The organism is Methanomassiliicoccales archaeon (assembly GCA_026394375.1).
GTDB lineage: Archaea > Thermoplasmatota > Thermoplasmata > Methanomassiliicoccales > UBA472 > JAJRAL01.
In genome coordinates this window covers 1-26290 of record JAPKYJ010000010.1, presented here as the reverse complement: position 1 = coordinate 26290, position 26290 = coordinate 1, and the positions used below count along the sequence as shown (strand labels likewise).

At 56.7% G+C, this 26290-nt stretch carries 23 protein-coding genes, 1 rRNA gene and 1 pseudogene; 11 read left to right on the top strand and 14 right to left on the bottom strand.

Annotated elements, in window-relative coordinates; translation table 11 throughout:
* Positions 1–246: ribosomal RNA gene (locus NT137_01715) — 16S ribosomal RNA — on the top strand; the annotation flags it as partial.
* A 164-nt stretch (positions 247–410) separates the two neighbouring features.
* On the opposite strand, the gene NT137_01710 is transcribed toward NT137_01715, so the two are convergent.
* Positions 411–1556 (bottom strand): transposase, encoded by a 1146-nt coding sequence (locus NT137_01710; GenBank protein MCX6652059.1) that lies wholly within the window; start codon positions 1554–1556, stop codon positions 411–413.
* 130 nt (positions 1557–1686) lie between these two features.
* Between NT137_01710 and pyrG the strand changes: the two genes are divergently transcribed.
* Positions 1687–3294 carry a CTP synthase (glutamine hydrolyzing) gene (gene pyrG, locus NT137_01705; protein ID MCX6652058.1) on the top strand — a complete coding sequence of 536 codons (1608 nt, stop codon included), beginning with the start codon at positions 1687–1689 and terminating at the stop codon, positions 3292–3294.
* 64 nt (positions 3295–3358) lie between these two features.
* Positions 3359–3994, top strand: coding sequence for a translation initiation factor IF-2 subunit beta (locus tag NT137_01700; protein MCX6652057.1), 636 nt, complete (start codon positions 3359–3361; stop codon positions 3992–3994).
* Positions 3995–4080: 86 nt separating this feature from the next.
* Here NT137_01700 and NT137_01695 read toward each other — a convergent pair whose 3' ends face one another.
* Positions 4081–4608 carry a hypothetical protein gene (locus NT137_01695; protein ID MCX6652056.1) on the bottom strand — a complete coding sequence of 176 codons (528 nt, stop codon included), beginning with the start codon at positions 4606–4608 and terminating at the stop codon, positions 4081–4083.
* A gap of 116 nt (positions 4609–4724) precedes the next feature.
* On the opposite strand from NT137_01695, the gene NT137_01690 reads away from it, so the two are divergent.
* From NT137_01690 to NT137_01675, 4 genes are read left to right on the top strand one after another with little or no spacing between them, the layout of a single operon-like run.
* Positions 4725–5636 (top strand): presenilin family intramembrane aspartyl protease, encoded by a 912-nt coding sequence (locus tag NT137_01690; GenBank protein MCX6652055.1) that lies wholly within the window; start codon positions 4725–4727, stop codon positions 5634–5636.
* Positions 5637–5692: 56 nt separating this feature from the next.
* Complete coding sequence (locus NT137_01685) at positions 5693–6337, top strand: metallophosphoesterase (protein MCX6652054.1); 645 nt, start codon at positions 5693–5695, stop codon at positions 6335–6337.
* A 43-nt stretch (positions 6338–6380) separates the two neighbouring features.
* The gene (locus tag NT137_01680) at positions 6381–6761 is read left to right on the top strand and encodes a 30S ribosomal protein S8e (protein ID MCX6652053.1); all 381 of its coding nucleotides are present in this window, start codon (positions 6381–6383) and stop codon (positions 6759–6761) included.
* A 28-nt stretch (positions 6762–6789) separates the two neighbouring features.
* A complete protein-coding gene (locus NT137_01675) occupies positions 6790–7077 on the top strand; it encodes a signal recognition particle subunit SRP19/SEC65 family protein (protein MCX6652052.1) in 288 nt (95 codons plus the stop codon).
* Here NT137_01675 and NT137_01670 read toward each other — a convergent pair.
* On the bottom strand, positions 7065–7379 hold the full coding sequence (locus NT137_01670) for a DUF211 domain-containing protein (GenBank protein ID MCX6652051.1): 315 nt from the start codon (positions 7377–7379) through the stop codon (positions 7065–7067). The genes NT137_01675 and NT137_01670 overlap by 13 nt on opposite strands.
* Positions 7380–7653: 274 nt before the next feature.
* Between NT137_01670 and NT137_01665 the strand changes: the two genes are divergently transcribed.
* The 3 genes from NT137_01665 (at position 7654) to NT137_01655 (ending at position 10650) form a co-directional block, all read left to right on the top strand.
* Positions 7654–9087 carry an NAD(P)H-hydrate dehydratase gene (locus NT137_01665; GenBank protein ID MCX6652050.1) on the top strand — a complete coding sequence of 478 codons (1434 nt, stop codon included), beginning with the start codon at positions 7654–7656 and terminating at the stop codon, positions 9085–9087.
* A 23-nt stretch (positions 9088–9110) separates the two neighbouring features.
* Positions 9111–9788 (top strand): metallophosphoesterase family protein, encoded by a 678-nt coding sequence (locus NT137_01660; GenBank protein MCX6652049.1) that lies wholly within the window; start codon positions 9111–9113, stop codon positions 9786–9788.
* 61 nt (positions 9789–9849) lie between these two features.
* Positions 9850–10650, top strand: coding sequence for a phosphoesterase (locus NT137_01655; protein ID MCX6652048.1), 801 nt, complete (start codon positions 9850–9852; stop codon positions 10648–10650).
* 18 nt (positions 10651–10668) lie between these two features.
* On the opposite strand, the gene NT137_01650 is transcribed toward NT137_01655, so the two are convergent.
* The 11 genes and pseudogenes from NT137_01650 to NT137_01600 form a co-directional block, all read right to left on the bottom strand.
* On the bottom strand, positions 10669–12180 hold the full coding sequence (locus NT137_01650) for a Ni/Fe hydrogenase subunit alpha (GenBank protein ID MCX6652047.1): 1512 nt from the start codon (positions 12178–12180) through the stop codon (positions 10669–10671).
* A complete protein-coding gene (locus tag NT137_01645; protein ID MCX6652046.1) occupies positions 12177–13205 on the bottom strand; it encodes an oxidoreductase in 1029 nt (342 codons plus the stop codon). The genes NT137_01650 and NT137_01645 overlap by 4 nt, the downstream gene beginning before the upstream one ends.
* A 13-nt stretch (positions 13206–13218) precedes the next feature.
* Positions 13219–13674: a hydrogenase iron-sulfur subunit gene (locus NT137_01640; protein ID MCX6652045.1), complete on the bottom strand. Its 456-nt coding sequence runs from the start codon at positions 13672–13674 to the stop codon at positions 13219–13221.
* The gene (locus NT137_01635; GenBank protein MCX6652044.1) at positions 13675–16683 is read right to left on the bottom strand and encodes a CoB--CoM heterodisulfide reductase iron-sulfur subunit A family protein; all 3009 of its coding nucleotides are present in this window, start codon (positions 16681–16683) and stop codon (positions 13675–13677) included.
* A gap of 372 nt (positions 16684–17055) precedes the next feature.
* Positions 17056–17457: pseudogene (locus tag NT137_01630) on the bottom strand (hydrogenase iron-sulfur subunit).
* Positions 17454–19292 carry a CoB--CoM heterodisulfide reductase iron-sulfur subunit A family protein gene (locus NT137_01625; protein MCX6652043.1) on the bottom strand — a complete coding sequence of 613 codons (1839 nt, stop codon included), beginning with the start codon at positions 19290–19292 and terminating at the stop codon, positions 17454–17456. The pseudogene NT137_01630 and the gene NT137_01625 overlap by 4 nt, the downstream one beginning before the upstream one ends.
* The gene (locus NT137_01620) at positions 19289–20590 is read right to left on the bottom strand and encodes a CoB--CoM heterodisulfide reductase iron-sulfur subunit A family protein (GenBank protein ID MCX6652042.1); all 1302 of its coding nucleotides are present in this window, start codon (positions 20588–20590) and stop codon (positions 19289–19291) included. The genes NT137_01625 and NT137_01620 overlap by 4 nt, the downstream gene beginning before the upstream one ends.
* A 13-nt stretch (positions 20591–20603) precedes the next feature.
* Positions 20604–21845 (bottom strand): (Fe-S)-binding protein, encoded by a 1242-nt coding sequence (locus NT137_01615; protein MCX6652041.1) that lies wholly within the window; start codon positions 21843–21845, stop codon positions 20604–20606.
* Positions 21842–22261 carry a hydrogenase iron-sulfur subunit gene (locus tag NT137_01610; GenBank protein MCX6652040.1) on the bottom strand — a complete coding sequence of 140 codons (420 nt, stop codon included), beginning with the start codon at positions 22259–22261 and terminating at the stop codon, positions 21842–21844. Before NT137_01610 ends, NT137_01615 begins: the two co-directional genes overlap by 4 nt.
* Positions 22258–25272, bottom strand: a complete 3015-nt coding sequence (locus NT137_01605; protein MCX6652039.1) for an FAD-dependent oxidoreductase — start codon at positions 25270–25272, stop codon at positions 22258–22260. Before NT137_01605 ends, NT137_01610 begins: the two co-directional genes overlap by 4 nt.
* A gap of 371 nt (positions 25273–25643) precedes the next feature.
* Positions 25644–25823 (bottom strand): hypothetical protein, encoded by a 180-nt coding sequence (locus tag NT137_01600; protein ID MCX6652038.1) that lies wholly within the window; start codon positions 25821–25823, stop codon positions 25644–25646.
* Between the two features lie 209 nt (positions 25824–26032).
* Between NT137_01600 and NT137_01595 the strand changes: the two genes are divergently transcribed.
* On the top strand, positions 26033–26290 hold a 258-nt coding region (locus NT137_01595), incomplete at its 3' end, for a hypothetical protein (protein MCX6652037.1).

Here is a 26290-nt window from a genome sequence, read left to right as displayed (position 1 = left end):
CGAAACCCAATCGTAGTTCGGATTGAGGGTTGTAACTCACCCTCATGAAGCTGGATTCCGTAGTAATCGCTTGTCAACATCAAGCGGTGAATATGCCCCTGCTCCTTGCACACACCGCCCGTCAAGCCACCCGAGTAGGGTTTCAGTAAGGTGATCTCTTTTTGGGGTTTTCGAACTGAGATTCTGCAAGGAGGGCTAAGTCGTAACAAGGTATCTGTAGGGGAACCTGCAGATGGATCACCTCCTACGTGCAAGGGGAGGCTTAAGTGCCTCCCCAACCAATTCCCTGGCAGGACATCAAGCACCAAATTGATCATCGAGCGTCATCCGCGCTTTCTTTCTGTTCATTGACTAGCTTTGGCTCTCCAAATGGCCAGAGATTCCTACAGGTGCATTGTGGTGGCAAGTCGTCAGCAACCCACGAATGAATCCGTGGGCTTGTAACTAGGCTCCGCCTCAACTGCCTTGCGGCCTTCGACTTCAACGCCCGCTACATTCGGTCGGCTGACTGGCGACCTGCCACCGACCCGTCTAGAGAAGGTGGCGATGTTCCTGCTGGCGTTCAAGTCGGCGTCGATGCTGAACCCGCACTCGACGCACTTGAACTGCCGTTTCTTCCTGTTACTTCGAGACACTCGACCGCACTTCGAGCAGCTCTGGGAGGTATGGTATGGATTGATCACCATAACCTTCTTTCCCAATGCCTCCGCTTTGTACTCCACGAACCTAAGCAACTGGGCGAACGACCAGTTGCCGAGCTTGCGGTTGAACTTCTTGTTCTTCTTGATGTCGCGAATAGCGGTCAGATCCTCGAACACCAAAACGTCATACGGCTTGCTCACCATCTCCTTGGCTACACAATGGTTCAAGTCCCTGACGAACCGTCTCTCTCGTCCGCTTGTCTTTTTCAGCTTGCGTTTAGCGGAGCGAGTGCCTTTGGACTGTAGTTCAGCCTTGAGATGCTGGTACTTGCCTTTGACGTTCTTCCAGTGCTTCGAGTTGAAAAAGGTGTTATCCGAACAGACCGCGACGTTGTTGATGCCTAGGTCGATGCCTAACCTCCTGTCGCCGCCGTTGAACGGCGGGGCCTCGCCTTCGACATGGACGTTCAGGAAGCAAGCGTTCCTTCCAACGATTAGTTGAGCGCTCTGCACCTTCCAGATCTGATATTGCCGATAGTATTCTGGCAGAACGAAGTCGTATCTCATCCTGCCGAACACAGTGCTGATGGAACAGTATCCAGATTCTAAGAAGATGCTCAGTGTCCGCTTGTCGTAGCGTATCGCGCTGAACGGCTTCTTGAAGATGCGATGTTTGAACCTATCCCGACGCATCATCTCACTGGCCTGATCCCTGGCCGTTTGGACCAGAGCCGATGGCAGTGTGGGGAAGTCTGTTCTGACACCACGATATGTTGCGCGATGGAGCCTGGTCTTGTTGTATTCATGGTTCTGTTGGCCCCAAACAAGGACACGCTGGCACGCCTGGTTGAACACGCTGACCGTTTGCACCAGGTCGGCGGTGCGCTCCAAACGTATTTTGATGGTGCGGAACATCTCATTTCCATCATGACCGTTCCGTTATTGAAATAATTTACTGCAATTAATCCCACGGTTCAAACCGTGGGTTTTCTTGCTCCGCGACCTATAAATAGGCTCAAGGGAATCCCCCATTCCCGTGAACCCGATGAAGTACATTTTTGTCACGGGGGGCGTCATTTCTGGATTGGGCAAAGGGATCACGTCCTCGTCCGTCGGCCGTCTTCTCAAGTCTCGAGGTCTGAAGGTCACCGCCCTCAAGATCGATCCTTACCTGAACATTGACGCGGGCACGATGAACCCTTTCGAGCACGGCGAGGTGTTCGTACTAGACGACGGAGGCGAGGTGGACCTGGACCTTGGCAACTACGAGCGCTTCCTGGACATCAATCTCACTAGCGATCACAACATCACCACCGGGAAAGTGTATCGTTCGGTCATCGAGAAGGAGCGCACGGGCGAGTACCTGGGGAAGACCGTGCAGATCGTGCCCCATATAACCAACGAGATCAAATGCATGATACGCACCGTGGCGGAGGCCACTGGGGCGGATGTCTGCATCGTCGAGCTGGGAGGAACGGTCGGCGACATCGAGGCCATGCCGTTCCTGGAAGCGGTCCGTCAAATGAACACGGAACTGGGGCGAGGCGAGCATTGCATGTTCGTGCACACCACCCTGGTGCCGATCCTGGGAACGGTTGGAGAGCAAAAGACCAAACCGACCCAACATTCGGTGAAGGAGCTTAGAGCGATAGGCATCCAACCGGATGTGATCGTGGCCCGGGCGACCGAGGCGCTGGAATATGGCATCAAGCGCAAGATCTCATTGTTCTGCGACGTCCCGCTGGAGGCAGTGATATCTGCGCCGGACGCGCGTTCGATATATGAAGTGCCTCTCATCCTCGAGGAGCAGGGCTTGACGGACTACATCATCAAGCGCCTCAAGCTGGAGGGAGGAGAGCAGGACCTCACCTGGTGGAAGGACTTCACCGGCCGCATCATCAACCCGACCCGCACCGTGAAGATAGCTTGCGTCGGAAAATACACACACCTTGGCGATTCGTACATCTCGCATCACGAGGCGTTCCACCATGCCGGCGCGGAGCTGGACGCCAAGGTGGAGATGGTGTTCGTTGATTCGGAGATAGTCCAGGAGAAGGGCATCACCCCGGAGCTGGCGAAGGCGGATGGCATTCTCATTCCCGGAGGTTTCGGAAGTAGGGGCATCGAGGGCAAGATAATGACGGCGAGATTCGCCCGGGAAAGCAAGATCCCCTACCTAGGAGTGTGTTTGGGATTCCAGATTGCCACCATCGAGATCGCCCGCACCCTGCTGGGCATGGAGGGAGCGAACACCGCGGAGATTGATCCCGAAACGCCTTATCCGGTCATCGACCTGTTGCCGGAGCAAAGGGATGTGAAGCGAAAAGGAGCCACGATGAGATTGGGGGCGCAGCCGGTGGTGGTGGCCGAGGAAGGAAAGGCGTTCGAGCTCTACGGCAAGACCTTGATCATGGAGCGCCACCGTCATCGATACGAAGTTAATCCGAAGTACATAGAGAAGCTGGAATCGAGCGGATGGAAGTTCACCGGGCGCTCCCCGGACGGGGTGAAGATGGAGATCGCGGAAATGGCAGATCATCCCTACTTTGTGGCCTCGCAGTTCCACCCGGAGTTCAAGTCCCGGCCAGGCAAGCCTTCGCCATTGCACTTCGGCCTGGTGCAGGCGGCCGTTAGACGCAGGTACGGGAGCTGAGCCAGACTCATCGCCTCGCTCGATATGTTTATATGCAAAGGGGTTTTAGAGGGGCTCGATGAACATGTCCAATGACGATTACCAATTCCTGCTCGACCGGGCCAAGGAGAAGCTGCCCGAGACCATCGAGAAGCACGAGCGCTTCACTGTCCCCGAGCCAGACGTCTTCCAGGAGGGCAAGACCACGGTGGTGCGCAACTTCGGCGACATCGTGGATGCATTGCGCCGGGAGCCAGAGCACCTCGTACAGTATCTGTTGCGAGAGCTGGGCACCCCTGGCCACGTTGAGGGCCGGAGGCTCATCCTGAAGGCGAAGCTGACCCCGATCCAGATAGCCGACCGCATCGTTTCCTATACTGACACCTTCGTTCTCTGCTCGGAATGCGACCGCCCGGACACCCATATCAACAAGGAAGGCCGCGTCCTCATTCTGGAGTGCGAAGCTTGTGGCGCTCACCGCCCCGTCCACGTGAGGAAGCAGCCCAAGGCCCCCGAGCCGGAGGCGATCGTGGAGGGCAACGTCTATGACTTCATGATCGAGGATGTGGGGAAGAAGGGAGATGGCATCGCACGCAAGGAGAACATCATCATCTACATTCCTGGAACGGCCAAGGGGTCGAGGGCGCGGGTCAAGATCACCAAGAGATCGGGCACAGTGGCCTTTGGCCAGGTGACCACCGAGCAGCCGACCCCGCGATAGGGGAGCCGCCAGGAGAGACGGGCAACTTGATTCAGTGAGTCAGGGCATCGGCATTTTGTGCCCTGGACCTCTCTCATCCCGGGCACCTAAGCGAAGTAGGTCGTGCTCGAGCGATCGAACCCTTCCACCAGCTCGATCTGCGTGCCCTCGGGCAGGGGCATGCGCACCGGGTAGGTGATGTACGGTAGATACTTCCCGATATCCTCAGCTATCCTGGTGGCCAGGTGGTCCACTCCGAACAAGGAACGGGTGATGTCGAGCGTCCTCCTTCTGGTCCCATCCTCATCCACTAGCCCAACGGTGTGCAGGTATTCGTGCAGCAGCACATGGAAGACGTAGGGCTTGTAGAGTTCCGGGTTCGTATCCTGAACCCTGCGCAGTGGGACCTTGTTGAGGACGATGATGTTCGTGCCCAGAGGATGCAGCCCGCCGATAAACGAATCCGCGGAACCTCCCAGCTCCGCCAGGCCTAGCATCAACCCTGTCCTCGTGACCCCCTCCCTCACCTGCACCGCCTCTTTGACCACCTCGAATATGTCTGGTATGGTCTTGGCGTTCTCCAGTTTGAGCGAGAACCGCTTGGGAAAGAACTCGTCGATGCTCCGAGGTCTCATGGCGCGCACATCGAGCCCCTCCTCAATAAAAGCATTCCCTTCCTGGGAGCGGAGGTCCGAAGGAATCTGAGTGTAACGGGATAGCGTTATCTAGCGCATCGTTCATCAGAGGGAGGATGCGCGTCCGGACGCCCCTGGCAGCGATGTTCCTCATCTTCCTTTCCGTGCATTTGGTCTCGCTCCTGCTCGTGCCTTTCTACCCTTCGGACTACCGGGCCTTCGAGAACGCCAATGACCCGGTGAACCCCGTCATCTACATCGTCATGTTGCTGGCCATGACAGGGCTGATCCTTGTTTTGATCAGGGTCGGCCTGGGGAAGGTCATCAAGGCCATCTTCGTGGTGGCGGTGGCCATCTCGACGGCGGTGGTGGCCCTACCCGTGGTCTATCAGGTCGCCCCGGACCTGGACCTGGCGTTCCTGCTTTCCATCATCATAGCCGTCGGGCTGGTGGCGGCGTTGCTCCTCAAACCCGAATGGTATGTGGTCAACAGCGTGGGATTCGTGGTCGGTTGCGGCGCGGCCATCATCCTCGGCCTCTCCTTAGGCATCCTTCCGGTGCTCATCCTGCTCGTCATCCTAGCCATCTACGACGCCATTTCGGTCTACAAGACCAAGCACATGATCGCCCTGGCCGAGGGTGTGCTGCCTTTGCGCCTGCCGGTCATCTTCGTGGTCCCGAAGACGAAGGGATTCAAGATGTCCGACCTGGACGACAAGTCCATCACCGCAGAGAACGAGGACCGGGAGGCGATGTTCATGGGGGTGGGGGATGCGGTGATACCCGCGATATTGACAGTGAGCTGCTTCGTGTTCCTGCCCTCAAGCGCGTCGGGATTGGGAAACGCCAATCTGCTCGTGGCGCTAGGTGCAGTCGTCGGCTCTTCGGTAGGGTTCTTCCTCCTCATGCGCTATGTCCTGAAGGGCAATCCTCAGGCGGGCCTTCCTCTGCTGAACGGAGGAGCCATACTAGGATTCCTGACGGCATATCTGCTTGTCTTCCGAGACCTGAGTTTCGGCTTGTTCTAGGCCTGCTGAGAAAGTAATATTGAGCTGGTCATCAGTTATCGTTCCAGGACAACAAGATGCGCTTCATCGTCATATCCGATGTGCATGGCAGGGACCGGGTCATTTGCTGGACGAACCGTCTGGTCTCCGAGCTCGAGGCCGATGGCGTCATCGTCCTGGGGGACATCACGCACTTCGGCCCGCCAGGGTGGGCGGGGGAGTTCCTGGGCCAGCTCAAAGGATCGGTGTACGCGATCCCAGGCAACTGCGATCCGCCCGGGGTGCTGGAGCAGATCGAGAAGCACGCTGTCTCCCTCCACCGGAAGAAGATCAGACTAGAAGGTCATGTCCTCGTCGGCTTCGGCGGCTCCAACCCCACGGTTTTCGAAACTCCATTCGAGATGAGCGAGGAGGAGATAGCCAAGCAGTTGGTTCCGCTGGCGGAGAAGGGCATGGTACTCATCAGCCATTGCCCACCATATGGATACTTGGACATGGTCACAGGTAATAGGCACGTTGGTTCTCTAGCCATTCGAAAGGTAGTGGAGACCTTCGTCCCCGAGGCGGTCGTCTCAGGTCACATTCATGAGGCCAGGGGGTTGATGCGAGAGCACGGGACGGTCTTCATGAACCCTGGCGCCGCCAAGGATTCTTGGGCCGGGGTCCTTGAATTGGGTGATGCCGTTGATGCAAGGCTATTGGATAGGATACCTGACCAGTGAAAGGTATTTATAGAGCCCTCCATTTTAGCTTCCAAGGAATACCATGGCACTATGGCAGGGCAAATCACGGCGCAAACCTTCCGGCGGAAGGCTGCGCCTTGCAAGGAAGAAGCGGCGCTTCGAGATAGGCCGGGACGCAGAGTTCACCCACGTAGGGGAAACGCGTCTGCAGAAGTTCCGCGTCCGGGGAGGCAACCACAAGGCCAGGCTGCTGAAGGCCGCCTACGCCAACGTGGTGGACCCCAGCACGAAGAAGATGCAGAAGGTTAAGATCATCACGGTGAAGGAGAACGCCGCCAACCCCAACTACGTGCAGCGCAACATCATCAACCGCGGCGCCATCATCCAGACCGAGATCGGAATGGCCAAGGTGACCTCCCGACCGGGACAGGACGGGGCGATCAACGCGGTCCTGGTGAAATAAACCTCTTCTAGGTTCTCAAGTGAAGTCCATGGACGAGAAAAGGTCCTGGGTCCTGTGGCCTGAATACTTCGATGCAGGCCGGACCAGGGCCACCGGGCGCAAGGTGAAGAAGAGCCTGGCGGTGCCGAACCCTACTCTGGAGATGATGGAGAAGGCGCTGGCGAAGCTCGGCCTGGATTACGTCCTGGAAACGGAGAAATCCTATCCTGGGGCATGGTATGACAAGAAGGGTAGGGTGCTCGTCGCCAGGACGATCACTAAATCCCAATTGTTGGTCAGGGTGGGCGAGGCCCTGGTGCGCGCTCAGCGGTCCTGAGGCGTCCCGACTTCCTCGACCAGTTTCTTGCCCGCGGATACGGAATCGACGGAATGGATTACCGCTCCCGTCTCGGAGATGGCTTGCTCAACAACCTCGAAGTCCACGGCCGCACCCTCGATGGTGATCTTGATGCTCTCCGTCTCCTGGTCGACCTCTTCCAGGGTGCAGTTGACCCCGGAAACGCCTTCCAGGGTGCTCAGCTTGCGAGCTAGATCCACGATCGATGGATGATGGGGCTTCAATACGTCCAGCACCAGTCTGCGGATGTCCGTCACTTCTTCTCCCGGTCCAGGCTTCAAATCGGCTCGCCATTAGTGAACTACCACCCGCTTGCGCAAGTGGCTTCTTGCATCATCCACCAAACGCCTCAGAGAGGTCTTACATGATGTCAGACAAGCGTAAACTCGGGCTATTCAGTCCCTATTACTCACAGGCATGGAATGTGAAGATATATTGTTTCCTGCTCGCTCTCATCCCCCACCTCGTGGAGGGGGACTTCCCGCTCGCTGAGGCTAGATCTATCGTGGGAGGCGGAAGGAAAACATTATTGGCCTTCGAGCCAAATCGGCATTCATGCTGCCTATCAAGGAGTTCTCCGTCCTGGACATCAACGCCGAGCATCTGGGCGTGCCTACCAGCTTCCTCATGGACAATGCGGGAAGAGCGGTCGCCGACCTGGTGACGGAGCGCTTCGGAGACAACAAGCGCATCCTGGTGGTCTGCGGCGCCGGCAACAACGGCGGTGACGGCTTCGTGGCAGCGAAGCATCTCAAGGAACGCAACCGGGTGCAGGTGGTCATGGCCAAGAGGGCGGACGATATCTCCACGCTGATCGCCCGCGACGCCTACGAAGAAGTCAAGGACCTGGTCGTGGCCCGCCATGACGTCGATTTCGATGAGCAGGATGTGATCGTGGATGCTCTGTTGGGCACTGGGGCGACTGGGTCGGTCCGAGAGCCCTACGCCAAGCTCATCTCGAAGATCAACCGCTCCCCGGCCAAGATCGTCTCGGTGGACGTGCCATCCGGGCTGGGAGCGCGGCCTAGGATCAAGCCACACATCACGGTCACCTTCCACGACCTCAAGGAGGGTATGAACGAGAGGAACTCCGGAGACATCGTTGTCGCGGATATCGGCATACCCGAGGAGGCCCAGAGGTTCGTCGGGCCAGGGGAGTTCGCATACTATCCAATTCCTTCCCCGGATTCGCATAAGGGCATGAACGGTAGAGTGCTCATCATCGGCGGCGGCCCTTACTCTGGCGCTCCGGCCCTGGCCGGTTTCGGAGCGTTCGGTATCAAGGTGGACCTGGTGCACATCGCCACTCCTGAACGGACGTATCTGCCCATCGCCTCCTATTCGCCCAACTTCATCGTTCATTCCTTGCCTGGAGAGAGACTGACATCCAAGCACGTTCCGCTGCTCAAGCGGCTGACAGAGAAGGTGGATGCGGTGCTCATCGGGCCGGGCCTTGGTGACGCTACCGAGACCAAGGAAGCCATCCGCCAGTACATCCGATCTTGTAAGAAGCCGATGGTCATAGATGCGGATGGGATCGCCGCCGTGGCCGAGGACCTGGACGTCCTGCAGAACAAGACCGGGGTGGTGACGCCCCATGCCCGGGAGTTCGAACTTTTGACCAGAAAGAAGCTTCCTTCCGTTTATGAGGAGAGGGCGAAACCGGCCCGGGAGCTCTCCCGCCGCATCGGTCTGACGGTACTGATCAAGGGACGCCTGGACGTCATCGCCGATGATCAGCGCTGGAAACTGAACCGGACCGGCAATGCGGGCATGAGCGTGGGCGGCACGGGCGATGTGCTCGCCGGAGAGGTGGCGGGACTGCTTTCGCGAGGTGTCGCTCCGTTCGACGCCGCGCGCATCGCTGCCTTCACCAACGGCTACGCCGGAGATCTGGCGTACGAAGAGAAGGGCTTCAGTCTCCTGGCGACCGATGTCGCCGCCAAGGTGCCATTGGTGATCAAACCGTTCATTGATAGGTTTTTATAGATAATTCATTAATTTATTAAATCGTGAAGATTGCCGTCATCTCCGACATTCATTCCAATCTCCATGCTTTGAAGGAGGTATTGAAGGATGTGGACGCTCGTGGCATACAGGAGATTGTCTGCGCGGGAGACCTGGTGGGCTACGGGGCATTCCCGAACGAGGTTGTGGAAGAACTGCGGACGCGCAATACCACCTGCATATACGGCAACCACGACCTGGCGGTGGTCCGCATCAACCCGGTGGGCATGAACCCCAACGCCGCTGCGGCGGTCAATTGGACGTCCAAGAACATCTCTGCTCAAGCGGCTGACTATCTCAAGGGCCTCAAGTCGCATGCCCATCTGAGGATCGGCGAGAAAGAGGTCGGTCTGTATCATGGCTCTCCAAGGGATGATGATGAGTATCTCTACGAGGGAGATGCAGTACCAGAGCTCTTGGAAATGGCCCAATGTCAGGTGCTCATCACCGGGCACACGCACGTTCCTTACATCAAGGTCACGAGCAGAGGCATGCTTGTGAACCCGGGATCTGTGGGGCAGCCGCGCGATTTCGATCCCCGAGCCAGCTACTTCATCTTCGATGAGAAGGAGATGAGCTTCATCTCCCGTAGGTTGGCATACGACGTTAAAAGCGCCTCCCAAGCTATCATCGAGGCCGGGCTTCCATCGTTTCTAGGCACGCGCCTTGCTGAAGGCATCTAAGGCTCATACGCAACCTTTTTGCCCATCGGCACGCTCATGCTGATTCGCTTTGAGGCCGCCCATGCACATCACCCCCGTGCTCGACCACCCCGCCCTGCGCATTCTCGGCCAAGAGAGCATCCTATGCGCTGGGGACCTGCACATCGGCCTGGAGGACGAGCTCAGCTCGAAGGGAGTGCATATCCCAAGCCAGACTATGCGCATACGCGACGAGCTCCTGGCCATCGCCGAGGGGAGCTCCAGATTGATACTACTAGGTGACATCAAGCACCAGGTCCCGGGCACGAGCGAACAGGAGCACTCCGAGCTCCCCATCTTCTTTGATGCCCTCCTGCGAGGGTTCGAAGAGATCGACGTGGTCAAAGGCAATCACGACGTCGGCATCGAGGAAATCGCCTTCACCGGGGTGCACGTGCACGCGCCCATGGGCTTCGTCATCGAGGACGTGGGATTCGTGCATGGCCACGTCTGGCCATCGAACCAGGTCATGGCCGCCAAGACCCTGGTGATGGCGCACAATCATCCAGCCATCCTCTTTAAGGATGGCGTCGGGAACGTCATGACCGAACGCTGCTGGGTGCGCTGCCGATTCAACGAGAAAGCCTCCAGCCGCTACACCGAGCTGCCGGAAGAGGTCATCATCATGCCCTCTCTGAACCCCACGCTGAAGGGCTCGCCGATAAACATCCAGGGAGAGAAGCTGCTCGGTCCCTTGCTCTCGGAGAGGATGATTGACATCGAGGAGGCGCAGGTGTATCTTTTGGATGGCATCCACCTAGGCAAGGTGAAGAACCTCCTGGTCGAACGCCCTCGCAAGTACGACCGCAGTAAGCTACGCTCGCTGAGGAAAAATGGAAAATAAGGAAGAGGGAAGTGGTTTTCAGTAGTTCTTGATCTGCCTGAAGATCGTGCCGTCCGCCCTGCGGATGTTGACCAATAGCGGCGACTGCCCTGGCAGCGTGTGCGTGGCGCAGGAGTTGCAGGGGTCGTAGGCGCGATAGGCCATCTCGATGGTGTTCAAGAGACCTGGCGACACTTGCCAGTTCTTGATCAAGGCCTTGGCGGCGGTCGAAACGCTCAGGTTAATCGGGGCGTTGTTGTTGGTCGTCCCTACGACCAGGTTCACGTCCGTTATGATGCCATTCGCGTCCGCGATGTAGTGGTGCACCAAGGTCCCCCGCGGAGCCTCCAGGATGCCCACCCCCTCGCCGGGGGTCTGCAGCTTGGAGCGGATGTTCTTGTCCGTGATCTCCGGATCCTGGGCCAGCTCGAGCAGCTTCTCCGAGGCGTAGACGAGCTCGATGACCCGGGCCCAGTGCATGGCCTGGGTGTGCTGGATCGGTCCCTTGACGCCCATGTCCCGGAAGGCTCCGAACATCTGCTCGTAGTACTGCTGCGCCAACGGGGTGGTGAACCCCTTGGACACGTTCAGCCTGCTGAGCGGCGTGGCCCGGTAGATGCCCGAGTCCTGCCCGGCACGGAAACCCTTCCAGCCGACTGGCTTGAAGTAGCAGAACTTCTCATAGCTCCACGGCTCGGTGTGCTCGGCGATGTACTTCAGGTAGTCCTTGCCTTTGTAGCGGGCGACCTCCTTTCCCTGGGTGTCGATCATGACCTGGGTGCCGTCATAGAAGTTGATCTTGTTGTCCTTGTCAACGGTGCCCAGGTGGTAGGTTTCGTTATAGAAGATGTCCTTGCTGGTGATGAGGCCCATGTAATCCTTGTTCTTCAGAACCACATCCTCGAAAATCTTCATGGTGAACTTCGAGAACTCCACGCAGGACTTGGCCCACTCCTCCACCGTCTTCCGCTCGTCCTCGCTCAGGGGCTTGGACATTCCTCCCGGGATACCGCAAACGGGATGGGTAGCTTTGCCACCCAGCATCTCCTGGATCTTTTGCGCGTAGGAGCGGTGCTTGATCACCTGGCCGCCGACCTCCACGCCCACTGCTCCGACCACCCCGAGGATGTTCCTCGTGGCCGCGGGAGCGGACGGACCGAGCACGAAGTCGGGAGCCGCCAAGGCGTAGAAGTGCGCGATGTGACTGTGGATGAAGTGCGCGGAGTAGAACAGCTCACGGAGCTTCTTCGCCGTCTCCGGCGGGTCCGCTCCATAGACTCCATCCAAGGCTTTCGTCGAGCATATATGATGCGCGCCCGGGCACACCCCGCACAAGCGGGAGGTGAGCTTGTTCATGTCCTCGGCCAATCGTCCGATGCAGAAGCGTTCGAATCCACGAAGTTCTGGCACCTGCCAATAGGCGTTCGCCACATTTCCGTTGTCATCCAGGAAGATCTCGATCTTCCCGTGCCCTTCCAGGCGGGTGATGGGGTCGATGCTGATTCGCTTCGACTCCGATTTGCTCGTTTTATCGAAAATCACCGGGCTCATGTCTTAGCCTCCTGCTTCTTGGCCTTCTTCTCCTTGACCGCCCTCTTGATGATGGACTTGGGCAGGCTGTAAGCATAGAAGGTACCCAGCGGGTCCTTGACCTGCTGCATCATCTTGATGATGTCTTCCTCGTTCAAGCGCGTCTCCGTGTTGTCCACCTTGAACACCGACGCCAAGGCGCTGAGCATGGAACCACCTTGGTCCATGACCTCTGCCGTTGGACCCATGCAGCCGCGGCAGGGCTGGTTGGCGTTCAGGCATTTCGCGCCGCAACCGGCTCTGGTCGCCGGTCCCATGCAGATGACGCCCTGCTCGATCATGCACTTGTCCGGGTCGATATCGATATCCATGGCCTGGTGCAACTCGCCCACGACCTTCAGCGCCTTCTTGCGCTTGCACTCATCGCAGAGCGTCTTATTGGAGGCGATGACCGTTCCCTTGGGCGGAAGGGGCGCACCCTCCTTGACGTGCTTCTCCACCACGCCTAGGAAATCGTTGATGAGGTTGGTGGTGGGCGGGCAGCCCGGCATGTAGTAATCGACGTCGATCACCTGATCCAGGGTCATGACCGTGTCGTATAGAACGGGCAACTCCAGCTCGCCGTCCTTGGTGTGCGTGATGTGCTGCGGGTACACCTTGTCAGGCTTGCCCAGCTGGTCCGATGAGAACGTCTTGCCGTAGACGTACTCCAGGATGTCCTTGCCGTTGGTGACGTTCGCCAGCCCCGGAATGCCTCCGAAGCAGGCGCAGGACCCGAAGGATACCATGAGGGCGGACTTCTTCCGTAGCAGCTTGGCCACATATTCGTTCTCGCTGTTCCTGATCGCCCCGTTGTACAGGGTGGCGGTGATGTACCCATCGGACATCGCCTCTACGTCTTTGAGCTTGGTATCGAACGCGATGGGCCAGAAGACGATGTCCGCTATCTCCGCCACACCGAGGATCTTCTCGTCGATGTCCAGCAGCGCGACGTCGCAGCCGCCGCAGCCGGCACCCCAGTATTGCGCTATTTTGATCTTTGCCATTTTCTCGCCTCCTTCACTCCTCAGTGAGCGGGTTCGGGCCCAGCTCCTTGATCTTGTCCGTGAAATCCTTGATAGTCTTCTGGAACTTCGGTCCCTCAGATGCTGAGACCCACTCCAGCCTCAGCCGGTCAGGGTCGAAGCCGTATTGCTCCAGCAGCATGCGGAGGAGCGCGATCCTCCTCCTTGTCAGGTAGTTCCCGCCGATGTAGTGGCAGTCGGCCGGGTGGCATCCGAGCACCAGGACGCCGTCGGCACCCTTGGCGAAGGCACGGAGCACGAACTCCGGGTCCACCCTGGCCGAGCACATGGTGCGGATGACCAGGAAATTGGTGGGCATCTGCAGCCTGCTGACGCCGGCTAGATCGGCCCCGGCGTACGAGCACCAGTTGCAGCAGAAGGTGACGATTCTAGGCTGCCACTCCTTCTCGGTCGCTGACGTTTCCTGGGCGACCTGCGCAGTGGTCTGCATTTACTTCCCTCCTTCAAGGGCGGCGTCGATCATCGCGTACATCTGCTCGTTCTTGAAGCCCTTCTGCTCCATCGCCCCCGAAGGACAAGCGGCCACGCAAGCACCGCAGCCCTTGCAGAGGCCCTCATTTATGAGCGCCTTGATCTTCTCCGGATTCTTCTCGTCCTTCACCAAGGTGATGGCCTTGTACTCGCAGATCGGCTCGCATATGCCGCAGCCGTTGCAGACCGTCTCGTTCACCGCCGCGATTATCCCCTCGGTCTCGAGGTAGTCCTTCGATATGATGGTCATCGCGCGGGTGGCAGCGCCTGAAGCCTGTGCGATCACCTCGTCGACGAACTTCGGCCAGTGTGCGGCTCCGGCAAGGAAGACACCTTCGGTCGCGAAGTCCACGGGGCGAAGCTTCATGTGCGCCTCCAGGAAGAAGCCGTCCTTGCTGAGCGGCACCTTGAGCATCTTCGCCAGCTCCTCGTTGTCCTCGTTCGGCCTTATGCCCACGCTAAGAACGAGAAGATCTGGCTTTACCATGACCTCCTCGCCCAGCACCGTATCTTGGGCTATGACCTCCAGTTGACCCGCCTTGCCTTCGATGCGGGGCATGGTGCCCTCGGGGAACCTGACGAAATTGACGCCTAGATCGCCGGCCTCCTTGTACAGCTCCTCTCTGAATCCGTAGGTGCGGATGTCCTTGTGCATGATGTAGACTTCTGTCGAGGGGCTCTGGTGCTTGATCTCGATGGCGTTCTTTATCGCGGTCGCGCAGCAGATCCTGCTACAGTATGGGACCTGCTCGTTCCTCGAGCCGACGCACTGGATCATAACGACCTTCTTGGCCTTCAGGGATCCATCATCCAGCTTCTGCTCCAGCTCCAGCTGAGTGATCACCCTCTTGTCCTGGCCGTATGAGTACTCGCCCGGCTTGTACTCGTTTGCTCCCGTCGCCACGATGATGGCGCCCGTATCGATCTCCTCGTGGTTCGTCTTGACCTTGAAGTTCCCGACGAACCCAGTGACGTCCTCGATCTTGGTGTTGAGGTGCACCGTGATGTTCTTGGAGTCCCTCACCTTCGCGATGATCTCGTTCAAATAGTCCCTTGGCTTCCGCGTGCCCTCTTTGTGATAGAGCCTTGGCAGGTTGCCTCCCAGTTGCCCGGTCTTCTCGATGATGTGGACCGGGAACCCCTGCGCCGCTACCTCGAGCGCCGCGGTGATCCCTGCCAATCCACCACCCACAACGACGGCGGAATGCAACACGCCCAGCTTGGACTTCTTCAGAGGTTCGAGCAGCCTCGCCTTGGCGACTGCCATCCTGACCAAGGCCTTCGCCTTCTCGGTCGCCTTCTCGGGCTCGTGCATATGGATCCACGAGCACTGGTCCCGGATGTTCGCCATCTCGAACAGGTATGGGTTCAAGCCCGCCTCACGAATCGTGTTCTGGAATAGCGGCTCGTGAGTACGCGGTGTACAAGAAGCAACGACCACACGGTTCAGGTTGTGCTCCTTGACTTTGTCCTTGATCTTCTCCTGCGTATCCGATGAGCAGGAGAATATGTTCTCGCCAGCATAGACGACGCCAGGAAGTGTCTTGGCGTATTCGACCACGGCCGGAACCTTGACGGTGCCACCGATGTTGATCCCGCAGTGGCAGACGAAGACCCCAATCCTGGGCTCTTGTCCGACGACGTCGATCTCCGGGAGATACTCCTTGACGGTGACCAGCGTGTTCCTTGCCTCCGCTATCAGTGCCGCGGCCTTCGCAACGGAACCGGAAGCCTCGGCGACGGTCGTAGGGATGTCCTTCGGCGCGGCGAATGAACCACTTACGAATATTCCCGGTCTGGATGTGCTGAGAGGCGAGAAGACGTCGGTCTCACAGAAACCGTACTTGTTCAGTTTGAAGCCCAGCCTCTTGCTCAGTTTGTCGGCATCCACGGACGGCCTCATGCCGACCGAGAGCACCACGAGGTCGAACTCCTCTGTCGTGGTTTCGCTGCCCACGCTGTATCTTAGGAAGAGATTCTTCGTCAGGGGGTCCTCCTCGACCGAGGCGACCCTGCTCCCGCGGTGCATCACCACTCCGTACTCCTTCTCCGCCCTCGCCCTGTAGTCCTCGAACTCCTTTCCAACGGCTCTGACATCCATGAAAAAGATATGCGGTTTCAATCCTTCCGTGTGCTCGCCAGCGATTATCGCTTCCTTGATCGCGTACATGCAACAAACGGAGGAGCAGTAGGGGTTGCCCACCTTCTGGTCCCTGGAACCTACGCACTGGATGAATGCGACCTTCCTTGGGATCTCGCCATCTGACGGTCTCATCACCGTCCCGAAGTAGGGACCGGTGGCGCTGAGCATCCTCTCGAACTCGATGCTGGTAACGACGTTCTTGAACTCGCCGTAGCCATACTCCTTCTTGAGCTTCGCATCGAACTCTTCGAACCCGGGGCAGAGGATCACGGCGCCCACGGGAATCTCCAAGGCCTCATCCTTCTTATCATACACCACTGCCTTAGCCTTGCACTCTTCCTTGCAGATGCCGCATCCAATGCAAACGTTCTTATCGATGCTGAATACGAGAGGGACGGCCTGCGGATATGCTACAAAGATCGCCTTCCGCTTTTTCATCCCCTCATTATACTCATCCCATGTCTCCACAGGGCACTTGATTGCGCATTCACCGCATCCCGTGCACTTGTCCTCATCCACCCTCAAGGTGTTCTTCTTCAGCGTGACCACGAAGTTGCCTGGTACGCCCTGGATCATTTCCACTTCAGTGTTAGTGATCAGCTCGATGTTCTCGTGCCTGCCCGCCGCGACCAGCTTCGGTGCCATGATGCACATCGAACAGTCGTTGGTAGGGAAGGTCTTGTCCAGCTGGGCCATGGTGCCGCCGATGCTGGCCCTCTTCTCCACCAAATAGACCTTGAAGCCAGAGTCGGCCAGGTCCAAGGCGGTCTGTACGCCGGATATGCCTCCTCCGACGACCAACACAGCTCCTACTTTCTCTGCCATTTAAGCACCTCCAACGAGAATCGCTTTGTATTTGGGGGTCGTGCCCTCGATGTGGTCGAGCGCCAGCATGTTCGTGGCCCTAAGGGCCACCACATGTTCCAGCGTCTTGTCTGTGGGCTCTCCCAACTCCTTTGCCAATTCCTTCACCGAGCGGGCCTTGTCGTTGGTCAATTCCAGGATAAGGCTCTTTCGGTACTCGTCCTCAATCGCCTTGTCTATCAAGGCGTCGTAATTCTGGGCGTCGATGACTTCATCATATACGTTCCCTTTGCCCGTGAGCTTGACCTCTTTACCGGTCAGCGTTTTCAGCCTGAAGTACTTGGACGCCTCGACGGCAGCTACCAGATTGGTGACAAGCTTCTTCTGCTTCAACACGGGGGATGGGCCCAGCTCTTTCACCTTTGCCACGAAACTCGAGATCACCTGGGAGTACTTTTCGCCCTCCGAAGCTGAAACCCATTCGAGTCTGAGGCGGTCAGTTTCGACTCCCGAGAGTTCGAGCAGCTTCTTGGCCAATTCTACCCTTCTCTTCGTATAGTAATTACCATTGATGTAGTGGCAGTCTCCGATATGACATCCGCTGACCATCACGCCATCCACGCCTTCCTTGAAGAGTTCAAGCACGATATGCGCACTCACTCTGGTGCTGCACATGACCCTCACCGCCCTGATGTTGGTGGGGTACTGGTATCTGCTGACGCCTGCCAGGTCAGCACCGGCATAGGAGCACCAGTTGCACAGGAATACGACGATCTTCGGTTCGAATTCGCTCATCCCTGCGCCTCCTGTAGGGCGGCCTTGGCCTCAGCCAGGAGCTGCTCGTCCGAATAATGGGTCATGAAGATGGCGTTCTCGGGGCAACTAGCACCGCAGTTGCCGCAGCCCTTGCAGGCCGCTATGGTCACCTCGGCGACGCCTTTCTCGTTCTTCTTGATGGCGCTGAACGGACATATCTCTATGCAGGTGCCACAGCCGCTACACACCTCGCTGTCCACGAATGCGCTCAAGCATTCAGGCTGCACATAGCCGCGGGCCAGAGGAATGGCCGCTCTCGAAGCAGCCGCTATTCCTTGGGATACCGATTCTGGTATGTCCGCGGGCCCTTTGCACGTTCCGCATACGAATATGCCTTCCGTGGCGAAGTCCACCGGCCGCAGCTTCACGTGCGCTTCGAGGAAGAAACCATCCTGACCCAGGGGTACCTTCAGCATCTTGGAGATGTCTGAGGCATCGGGCTGGGAAACGAGCGGGGTGGAGAGGACGATCATGTCCACTTCCATCTTCCTTTGCATCTGCAGGGTGTCATGCCAGTAGTCGATGACCAGCTTTCCATCCTCCATGCCAACCTTGGGAAGGTTCTTTGGGGTGTACCTGATTGGTCGGACCTTCTTCTCCCTGGCCTTGTTATACATCAGTTCGTGTTCGACTCCGTAGGACATGATGTCCCTATTGAAGATCACGATGTCCAGCTTCTGGCCTGCTGGGGCCCCCTCTTCCTCACTTACCTCGGCGCCTCTCCTTCCTCTCCGGCCACGTTTCCTCTCTCCAGTCTCCGTGGGAGCCGCCTTCTCGACAGCGCCTTCCGTCGCCTTGCCCGTCTCTTCCAGGCCCAACATGTTCTTCCAGTTGTCCGCCAGATTCGTGGCGTTCTTCAGGGCGACGTTGCAGCAGATCCTGGAGCAGTAGGACTTGTCCTGCCCCCTGGAACCTACGCATTGGATGAAAGCGATGCTGTTCAACTTTGGAAGCTTCTTCTCCTTGACGATTCGTTCGAACTCGGTAAGCGTGACGACGTTGTCATACTGCCCATAGCCATACAGGCCCTTTGGAACGTATTCCCTCGCGCCCGTAGCCAGTATGATCACCCCTACCTTGTCCTTCCTCTCTTGACCCTTGGTGTCGATGACGATGTCCCAATTGCCAACGAATCCTTCCGCCGATACGACCTCGGAGTTGAGGAGGACCTCAATGTTGGGATTGGCCCTGACCCGATCGGTTATTGACTTCAGCGCGATTCCGGCATCTTGCCTTTCCTGATAGATGCACCCCAAGTTCCGTATGAAGCCCCCTAGCTCGCTCTCCTTCTCTACCAAGCGCACCGGGAAGCCTTGATCAGCGATGGAGAGGGCAGAAGACATACCCGCTACGCCGCCTCCGATCACCACGGCAGCAGGAGTGACGTTTATTTTTACCTCCTCTTGTGGCTCCAGAAGCCTGGCCCTCGCCACGCCCATCCTGATCAGGTCCTTGGCTTTCTCTGTGGCTTTCTCCTTCTCCTTCATATGAACCCAGGAACACTGGTCCCTGATATTGACGAAGGTGAAAAGGTACTTGTTGAGACCTGCCTCTTGGCAAGTCGACTGGAACAGCGGCGCATGTGTCCGGGGAGTGCAGGCCGCCACCACCACTCTGTTCAGGTTCAGCTCCTTTATCGAATCCCTTATGGACGTGAGACCGTCATCGGCGCATGTGTAGAGGTTCCGAGTCGCGAAAACAACATCCGGGAGGGTCTTAACATAATCAACGACCGCCGGCACGTCCACGATTCCAGCTATGTTAGATCCACAGTGACATATGAACACTCCTATTCTTTTTTCATCGTTGCTCATGCGAACACCTTCCTTTGGATAAGGTCTTCCATCGCCTTGGCGGCGGCGGCCGAGCCCATTGCCACCGATTCCGGTATGTCCGCTGGACCCGCGCAATAGCCAGCCAGATACACACCTGGACGCGTGGAGCTTATAGGCTCGAATGTGTGGTCACGCACCTTAAAGAAATGGAATTCATCTAGCTCAGTGCCTAGCGTCTTGGCCAGCGCGACATTCTTCTCCGAAGGCACCAACGTGGTGGCAAGCACGACCATGTCGAACTCCCTTTGCTGAAATTTCCCTCCCACGTCGAAGGACACTATGGGATTCCCGGCCTCCGTCTGACCCTGGACCGTGGCGTCGGAATTGACGTACTCGACACCGTAGTCCTTCTTTGCCCGCTCTACGTATTCGTTGAAACCCTTGGCGCAGGCCCTCATGTCCTTGTAGAAAATGGTGGTCTTGATGCCCTCTATATGCTCCCTGGCCAGCATTGATTCCTTCGTGGAGTGCATGCAACAAACGGAGCAGCAATATGGGTGACCGGTCTTGAGGCTTCGGGACCCAACACATTGGATATAGGCAATGGAAGCTGGCTCGCCCCCATCGGACCTCCTCTGAATGTGCCCGTGGGTGGGGCCGGCCGCATTGATGATCCTCTCGTACTCCATGGCAGTGAACACATTCGGATACTTCCCGTATCCGTACTCTGTGGATGAGGTGGGATCCCAAACATCATATCCAGTGGCCACTACCACCGCACCTACGTTGAACTCTAACATGGCATCCTTCATCTCGTAGTCCACGGCATCGCGCTTGCAGATCTTCTTGCAGACACCACACTTCCCTTCCGTCAGAAACTTGCAGTTCTCTGGGTCGATCACAGCCACTCTAGGTACGGCCTGCATGAAGGGCATGTATATGGCTCGCCTGGTGGTCAGCTTCTGTTCCCAGGTGTTGGTCAGGCCTTTAGTTGGACATTTCTCCAGGCAATCGCCGCATCCGGTGCACTTGTTCTCATCGACAAATCTGGCCTTCTTCAGGACTTTGGCCTTAAAGTTGCCCCTTGACCCCTCAAGTTCCGTAACCTCTGACATGGTCCAAACGTTGATGTTCGGGTGTCCGAAGCAATCGGCCATCTTCGGTGCCAGGATGCAGATCGAGCAATCATTGGTAGGGAAGGTCTTGTCCAGCTGGGCCATCCGCCCTCCGATACTGGGCTCCTTCTCCACCAGGTGCACAATCACTCCCTTGTCCGCCAGGTCCAAGGAAGCTTGTATACCTGCTATTCCTCCTCCAATCACAAGCACAGAACTCATCGTTTCCGCCATCCTATTCGCCTCCCTTCATATTCTCCGCTTCACTATTGCTGAGATTCCCAACTACTTGACCTACATTCTCATGTCCCACGGACGTTTTCTCCGTAGCTCCTTTCAGTTGCTCCGCTATAAAATTACTGAAATCTCCAACAACTAATTCGACATTCTCGAGTTCCACAGGCTTCTTCTCCATCGATAGCAGGCAATTGTAGTGAATGAGGCACTTAGGGCAGAAGGTTAGCATCACACCTGCATTTACGCCCTTGGCCTCCAGTAGCCTGTCGAGCTGCATTTTTCTAGAGACCTCACTGCAATTAGCGAAGGCATTGACTCCGCAACACAAGGCCTTTTCTCTGATGCTTGGCATCTCGACAAGCTCCACGTTCATTGCCTTTAAAAGCTCCCGAGGCTCGTCATAGATGCCCATGTGCCTTCCCAACCTGCATGAATCGTGATATGTGACCTTCACATTGGACTCCTTGAAATCCAACTTACCCTGTTCAATCAGATCGAGCAGGTATTCAGAGATGTGCTTGACCTCGAAGCCCAAGTCGCCCAAGAAATCCTGATAATCTAAGCTGAAAGTTCGGAAGCCTTCAGCGCAGGAGAACACCACGGTCTTTGCTCCCGTCGCCCTTATCATCTCAACATTCTTCTTCATTAGGTCTTTGAAGACGGCCTCATTACCAGACCATATCAGGTCGTGACCGCAGCAAACCTCGTCATTGCTGACCACCGGCTCGATTCCTGCGGCATTGAGGATCTTGACCACGCTCGCCGGGACCTTCTTCAGCTCCGCGGCCCTGTCCTTGAACAGGATACCCAACTGGTACGAGCACCCTGTGAAGAAATAGACATCCCCCTTGTCCTTCACCTTCAGATCATTCGTCAACCAGACCAGCCTGTTCTGCTTCTGCCCTTTCCCGGTCAGGCGTTGCATGGTGTGTATCGCCCCGGCCTCAGAGCAGAGCGGACTATTGCCCATTTCGATAGCCTCTGCCCTCATCCTCTGGATGAAGCCGGAGAAGTTCACCTTGTACGGGCACATGTCGTTGCAGATTTCACAGGTGACGCATGACCAGATGTCCTTGTCGGACTTGACCTCCGATTCCATGCCCGCCTGAGCCTTGACCACGATTAGCCTTGGCGCGAAGTTGGGGTTCAGCTTCGCCACGGGGCAGAGGCTGGTGCATTTTCCACACTCTACGCAATCAAATGCACCTGCGTCCTCGATTATCTTTTCGATCTTGGTCACTCAGCTCCCCCCTTCAGAGGACTGGGGCCTAGAGCCTTGAGGTCCTTCACGAACTCTTGCATGGTCTCGGCGAACCTTCGTCCCTCAGAAGCAGAGATCCATTCCAGCCTCAATCGCTTTTTATCAATCCCCAGGACGTCTAGGAGTTCGCTCGTCATAGCCACCTTTTCTTGCGCCCTCTCGTTCCCCGAAATGTAGTGGCAACATCCGATGTGACATCCAGCTATGAGCACTCCGTCGGCGCCAAGCTCGAGCGCCCTCAATAGGAACTCAGGCTCCAGTCTGCCGGTGCACATGACCCTGATGATCCTTGCGTTTGGGGGATACTGCAACCTGCTCACTCCAGCCAAGTCGGCCCCGGCATAGGAGCACCAGTTACAGCAGAACGCGACTATCTTCGGTTCTACTTCGGTCACTTTACCGCCTCCTCGAGACAGGTCTCGACCATTGCAAGAATCTGCTTGTCGGTGAAATTCAGACAACTGATCGCTCCGTTACAGCAAGCCACGGCGCAGGCACCACAGCCCTTGCACAGCGCTGGATTGATTCTTGACTTGAAAACCCCAGGGGCGACCTCCTGCACTGTCGCCGCCGAGAACTTGCACACCGCCTCGCATCTGCCACATCCCCTGCACTTGGACTCGTCCACCGTGCTCACGTGTGCTATGCTTTCCATGAAGTCCTTGGAGATTACCGTCATGGCCCTCGCAGCGGCTCCTGACGCCTGGGCTATGCTCTCTTCCATGAACTTGGGCCAGTGAGCCAGACCAGCCAGGAAGACTCCTTGTTTGGCGAAGTCCACGGGCCTGAGCTTCATATGAGCTTCCAAGAAGAACTTATCCTTGCTGAGGGGGATTTTAAGTATCTTGGCCAGATCCAGGTTGCCATCTCGCGGTCTGATACCAGTGCTCAGTACCACCGCGTCGGGATGCAACTCGACTGTCTCTCCTAGGATAACGTCCTTGACCTGGACACTGAGTGTTTGATCGTGTCTCTCCACATGCGGGTATCCCTCCTCTGGGAAACGAATGAATTGCACTCCCATCTTGCCAGCCATGCTGTAGTAATCTTCTTTGAATCCGTAAGTTCGGATATCCTTGTGGAGAATGTAGACCTCCGTTCCAGGACTTATCTTCTTGATGTTTATCGCGTTCTTGATTGCCGTCGTGCAACAAACCCTGCTGCAGTAGGAAACCTGCTCGTTCCTCGAGCCGACGCACTGGATCATGACGACCGTCCTAGCATCCAGGGGTTTCTCCGCCATGCGCTGTGCCAACTCCAGCTGGGTCATGACTCGCTCGTCCTGACCGTACAAGTACTCGGTTGGCTTGTACTCCTGTCCCCCAGTGGCAACTACAATGGCGCCCGTGTCGATCTCTCCGCCTGGCATCTTGATCTTGAAGTTACCCACGAAGCCTAGAATATCATCAATCTCGGCGCCAAGATGGACCGTGATCTTATCGTTCGAAGCCACCTTGGATATTAACTCCTCTGCGGCCCTCCTGCCCGTCTTCCCGTCTTCCTCCAGGTACAGTCTATTGGCGTTCCCACCAAGAGTATCAGATCTCTCCAGAAGATCCACTTTGAAACCTTGGGCAGCGATGTCCAAAGCCACCGTGAGTCCAGCGATTCCTCCTCCGATGATCGCTGCGGAATGCCCGACATTGAACTTGGAACGACTCAGAGGGCCGATGAGCCGGGATTTTGCCACGGCCATTCTTACCAGGTCCATAGATTTCTGAGTGGCCTTCTCCGGTTCGTGTCGATGCACCCAAGAACAATGGTCTCGGATGTTCGCCATCTCGAACAAGTACGGGTTCAGGCCCGCTTCCTCGATGGTGCTCTGGAACAACGGCTCGTGCGTCCTGGGAGTGCAGGAAGCGACCACCACTCTGTTCAGGTTCAGCTCCTTGATTCTTTGCTTGATCCTTTCCTGGAAGTCGGCTGAACAGGCATATCTGCCTTCTTCGGCATGAACTACATTGGGCAGAGTCTTGGCATAGTCCACCACTCTTGGTACGTCGACCGTTGCGAGGATGTTGATACCACAGTCACAGACAAAGACGCCAATCCTTGGTTCCTGTCCCTCAACCGCTATCTGAGCGAACTCACCCTTCTGATAGTGGGCACGATTCATGCAAACATGTGCCCCTGCCTTGCAAGCGGCGCCCGAGGCCTCGGCCACGGACTGTGGGATGTCCTTCGGAGCACTAAACGCGCCGGTCACATAGATACCATTCCGGGTGGTGGCCAAGGGGTTGAAGACACCGGTCTCCGCGAAGCCGTATTTGTTCAACTTGATGCCCATGACCTTGGACAGCTCGTGCGCTGAAGCCGGTGGCTCGAAGCCGACGGACAGCACTACCAAATCGAACTCCTCTGCATTCGTCTCCGCGCCGTGGGAGTAGTGGACGATGAGGTTCTTGGTGTCGGGATCCTCCTCGACCGAGGCGGCCCTGGTGCCGCGCAGCATCCTTATGCCGTAATCGTTCTCCGCACTGGACCGGTAGTCCTCGAACTCCTTGCCGAAGGCGCGGATGTCCATGAAGAATATGGTGGGCTTCAGTCCCGCGGTGTGCTCGCCGGCGATTATGGCCTGCTTGATGGCGCTCATGCAGCAAATACTTGAGCAGTAGTTGTTCCCCACTTTCTCATCCCTCGACCCGACACATTGCAGGAACGCCACCTTGGTGGGGGTCCTGTGGTCCGACGGTCTGACAATATGTCCCTGATAGGGGCCGGTGGCCGAGAGGATCCTTTCGAACTCGAGGGAGGTGACGACGTTCTTGTACTCACCGTAGCCGTACTCCTTCTTCAGCTTGGCGTCGAATACCTCAACGCCCGGGGCGAGGACGACCGCCCCGACGTGGATCTTCTCTATTACCTCCTTCTGCTCGAAATCGATCGCGCCCGCCGGGCAGACCTTCTTGCAGTTGCCGCATTTGCCATTGGTAAAGTAAAGGCACTTCTTGGCGTCGATGGAATACTTCATCGGCACGGCCTGCGCGTAAGGGACATAGATCGCCTTTCTCTGGACCATGCCTACATCGTACTCGTTGTCCACCTTCGACGGGCATTTCTCGACGCACAGTCCACAACCCACGCATCGGTCCTCACGAACGTAACGCGGGTTCTTTCTTACCGTGACGACGAAGTTGGGCGCCTCGCCCTCGACGCCGACCACTTCCGTCAGCATCATCATCGTGATCATTGGGTTCCTTCCGGCCTCGACAAGCTTGGGAGAAAGGATGCACAAGGAACAGTCGTTCGTCGGGAACGTCTTGTCCAGCTGAGACATAATTCCCCCTATGCTCGGCTTGCTTTCTATTAAATATACCTTAAATCCAGATTCGGCGAGATCCAAGGCTGTCTGGACGCCGGAGATGCCTCCGCCGACCACCATCACCGCACCTGCTTGATTGATCATTCCGCTTCCCTCTTTCTCTGGTCTTGATTCATAGAAAGCAATTCTATCCGTGGTATCCTAAAAAGGAACGATAGGGCACAGCCTTTCTCTGCGACCCTCTGGTTCATTAAATTTTTTCCTTCATGGATCAGTTTTTTCTCCCCCAACAATCCATCCAGTCGCGTATGATGCGAGCTTGCCCGACGCCATAGACCATGTCCTTCGCATATTAAGGGCACTTTGGTCCTTGACACCATCTGCCTCACCATGAAATACCGGCTTACCCGGGGTAGGAAACCTTACTATATATCGATAGTGGTTTTTTTCCCGAGAAGAATGTGTGTATTTTAGCATTTTATGATTTTTTCGACGATTTTAATAAAGCCATCGAATTACTCGTTTCTCATTATCCCTTGTAATGTCTTCGATTTTTCACCGCCGACTTCTGGAAGAAATGAAATCAACACCATAACGTTTTTTGGATTGTTTCCATCCAAAAACGGGTGTTTTTCTTTCTCATTATTGATTTCAACGGGCTTTGTTGCTAAACTCTGAACGGGTTTCTTGAGCACAATTATTCTTTGTTATCTATATTGTTATCAAAATCTATATGTGTGGAGCCAATCCATTTCGCCAGTTGCTCAGAAAGGTGACTGGATTGGCTGCCACGGATATCGTAATACCTGCCGGAATATTCAACTTTGCCGGTCAAGCGAAGGTCGATACCTTCACTCTCGACCTCAACTCGCTGCTCATTTAGCAACGAACGTACGATGCGGCAATGGTGAACAAGTACCGCCTCTCGTTGGAAGCGATCAGACTACATGCGAACGAATTCTCTTACTGGCAACGGCGTAAGAGCACCGGCCGGCCGCCGGTGCGCGAGAGGGACTTGCTGATCGCGTTCCTCGTTCGCCAACTCTTCGACGCCACCTTCCGCGAGACGGAAGGTCTATTGACAATGCTGGCCGTTTACTTCGAGCTGGACGACGTTCCTGACCATTCGGTGATGTGCAAGAAGAACGCCAGCCGACGCTGG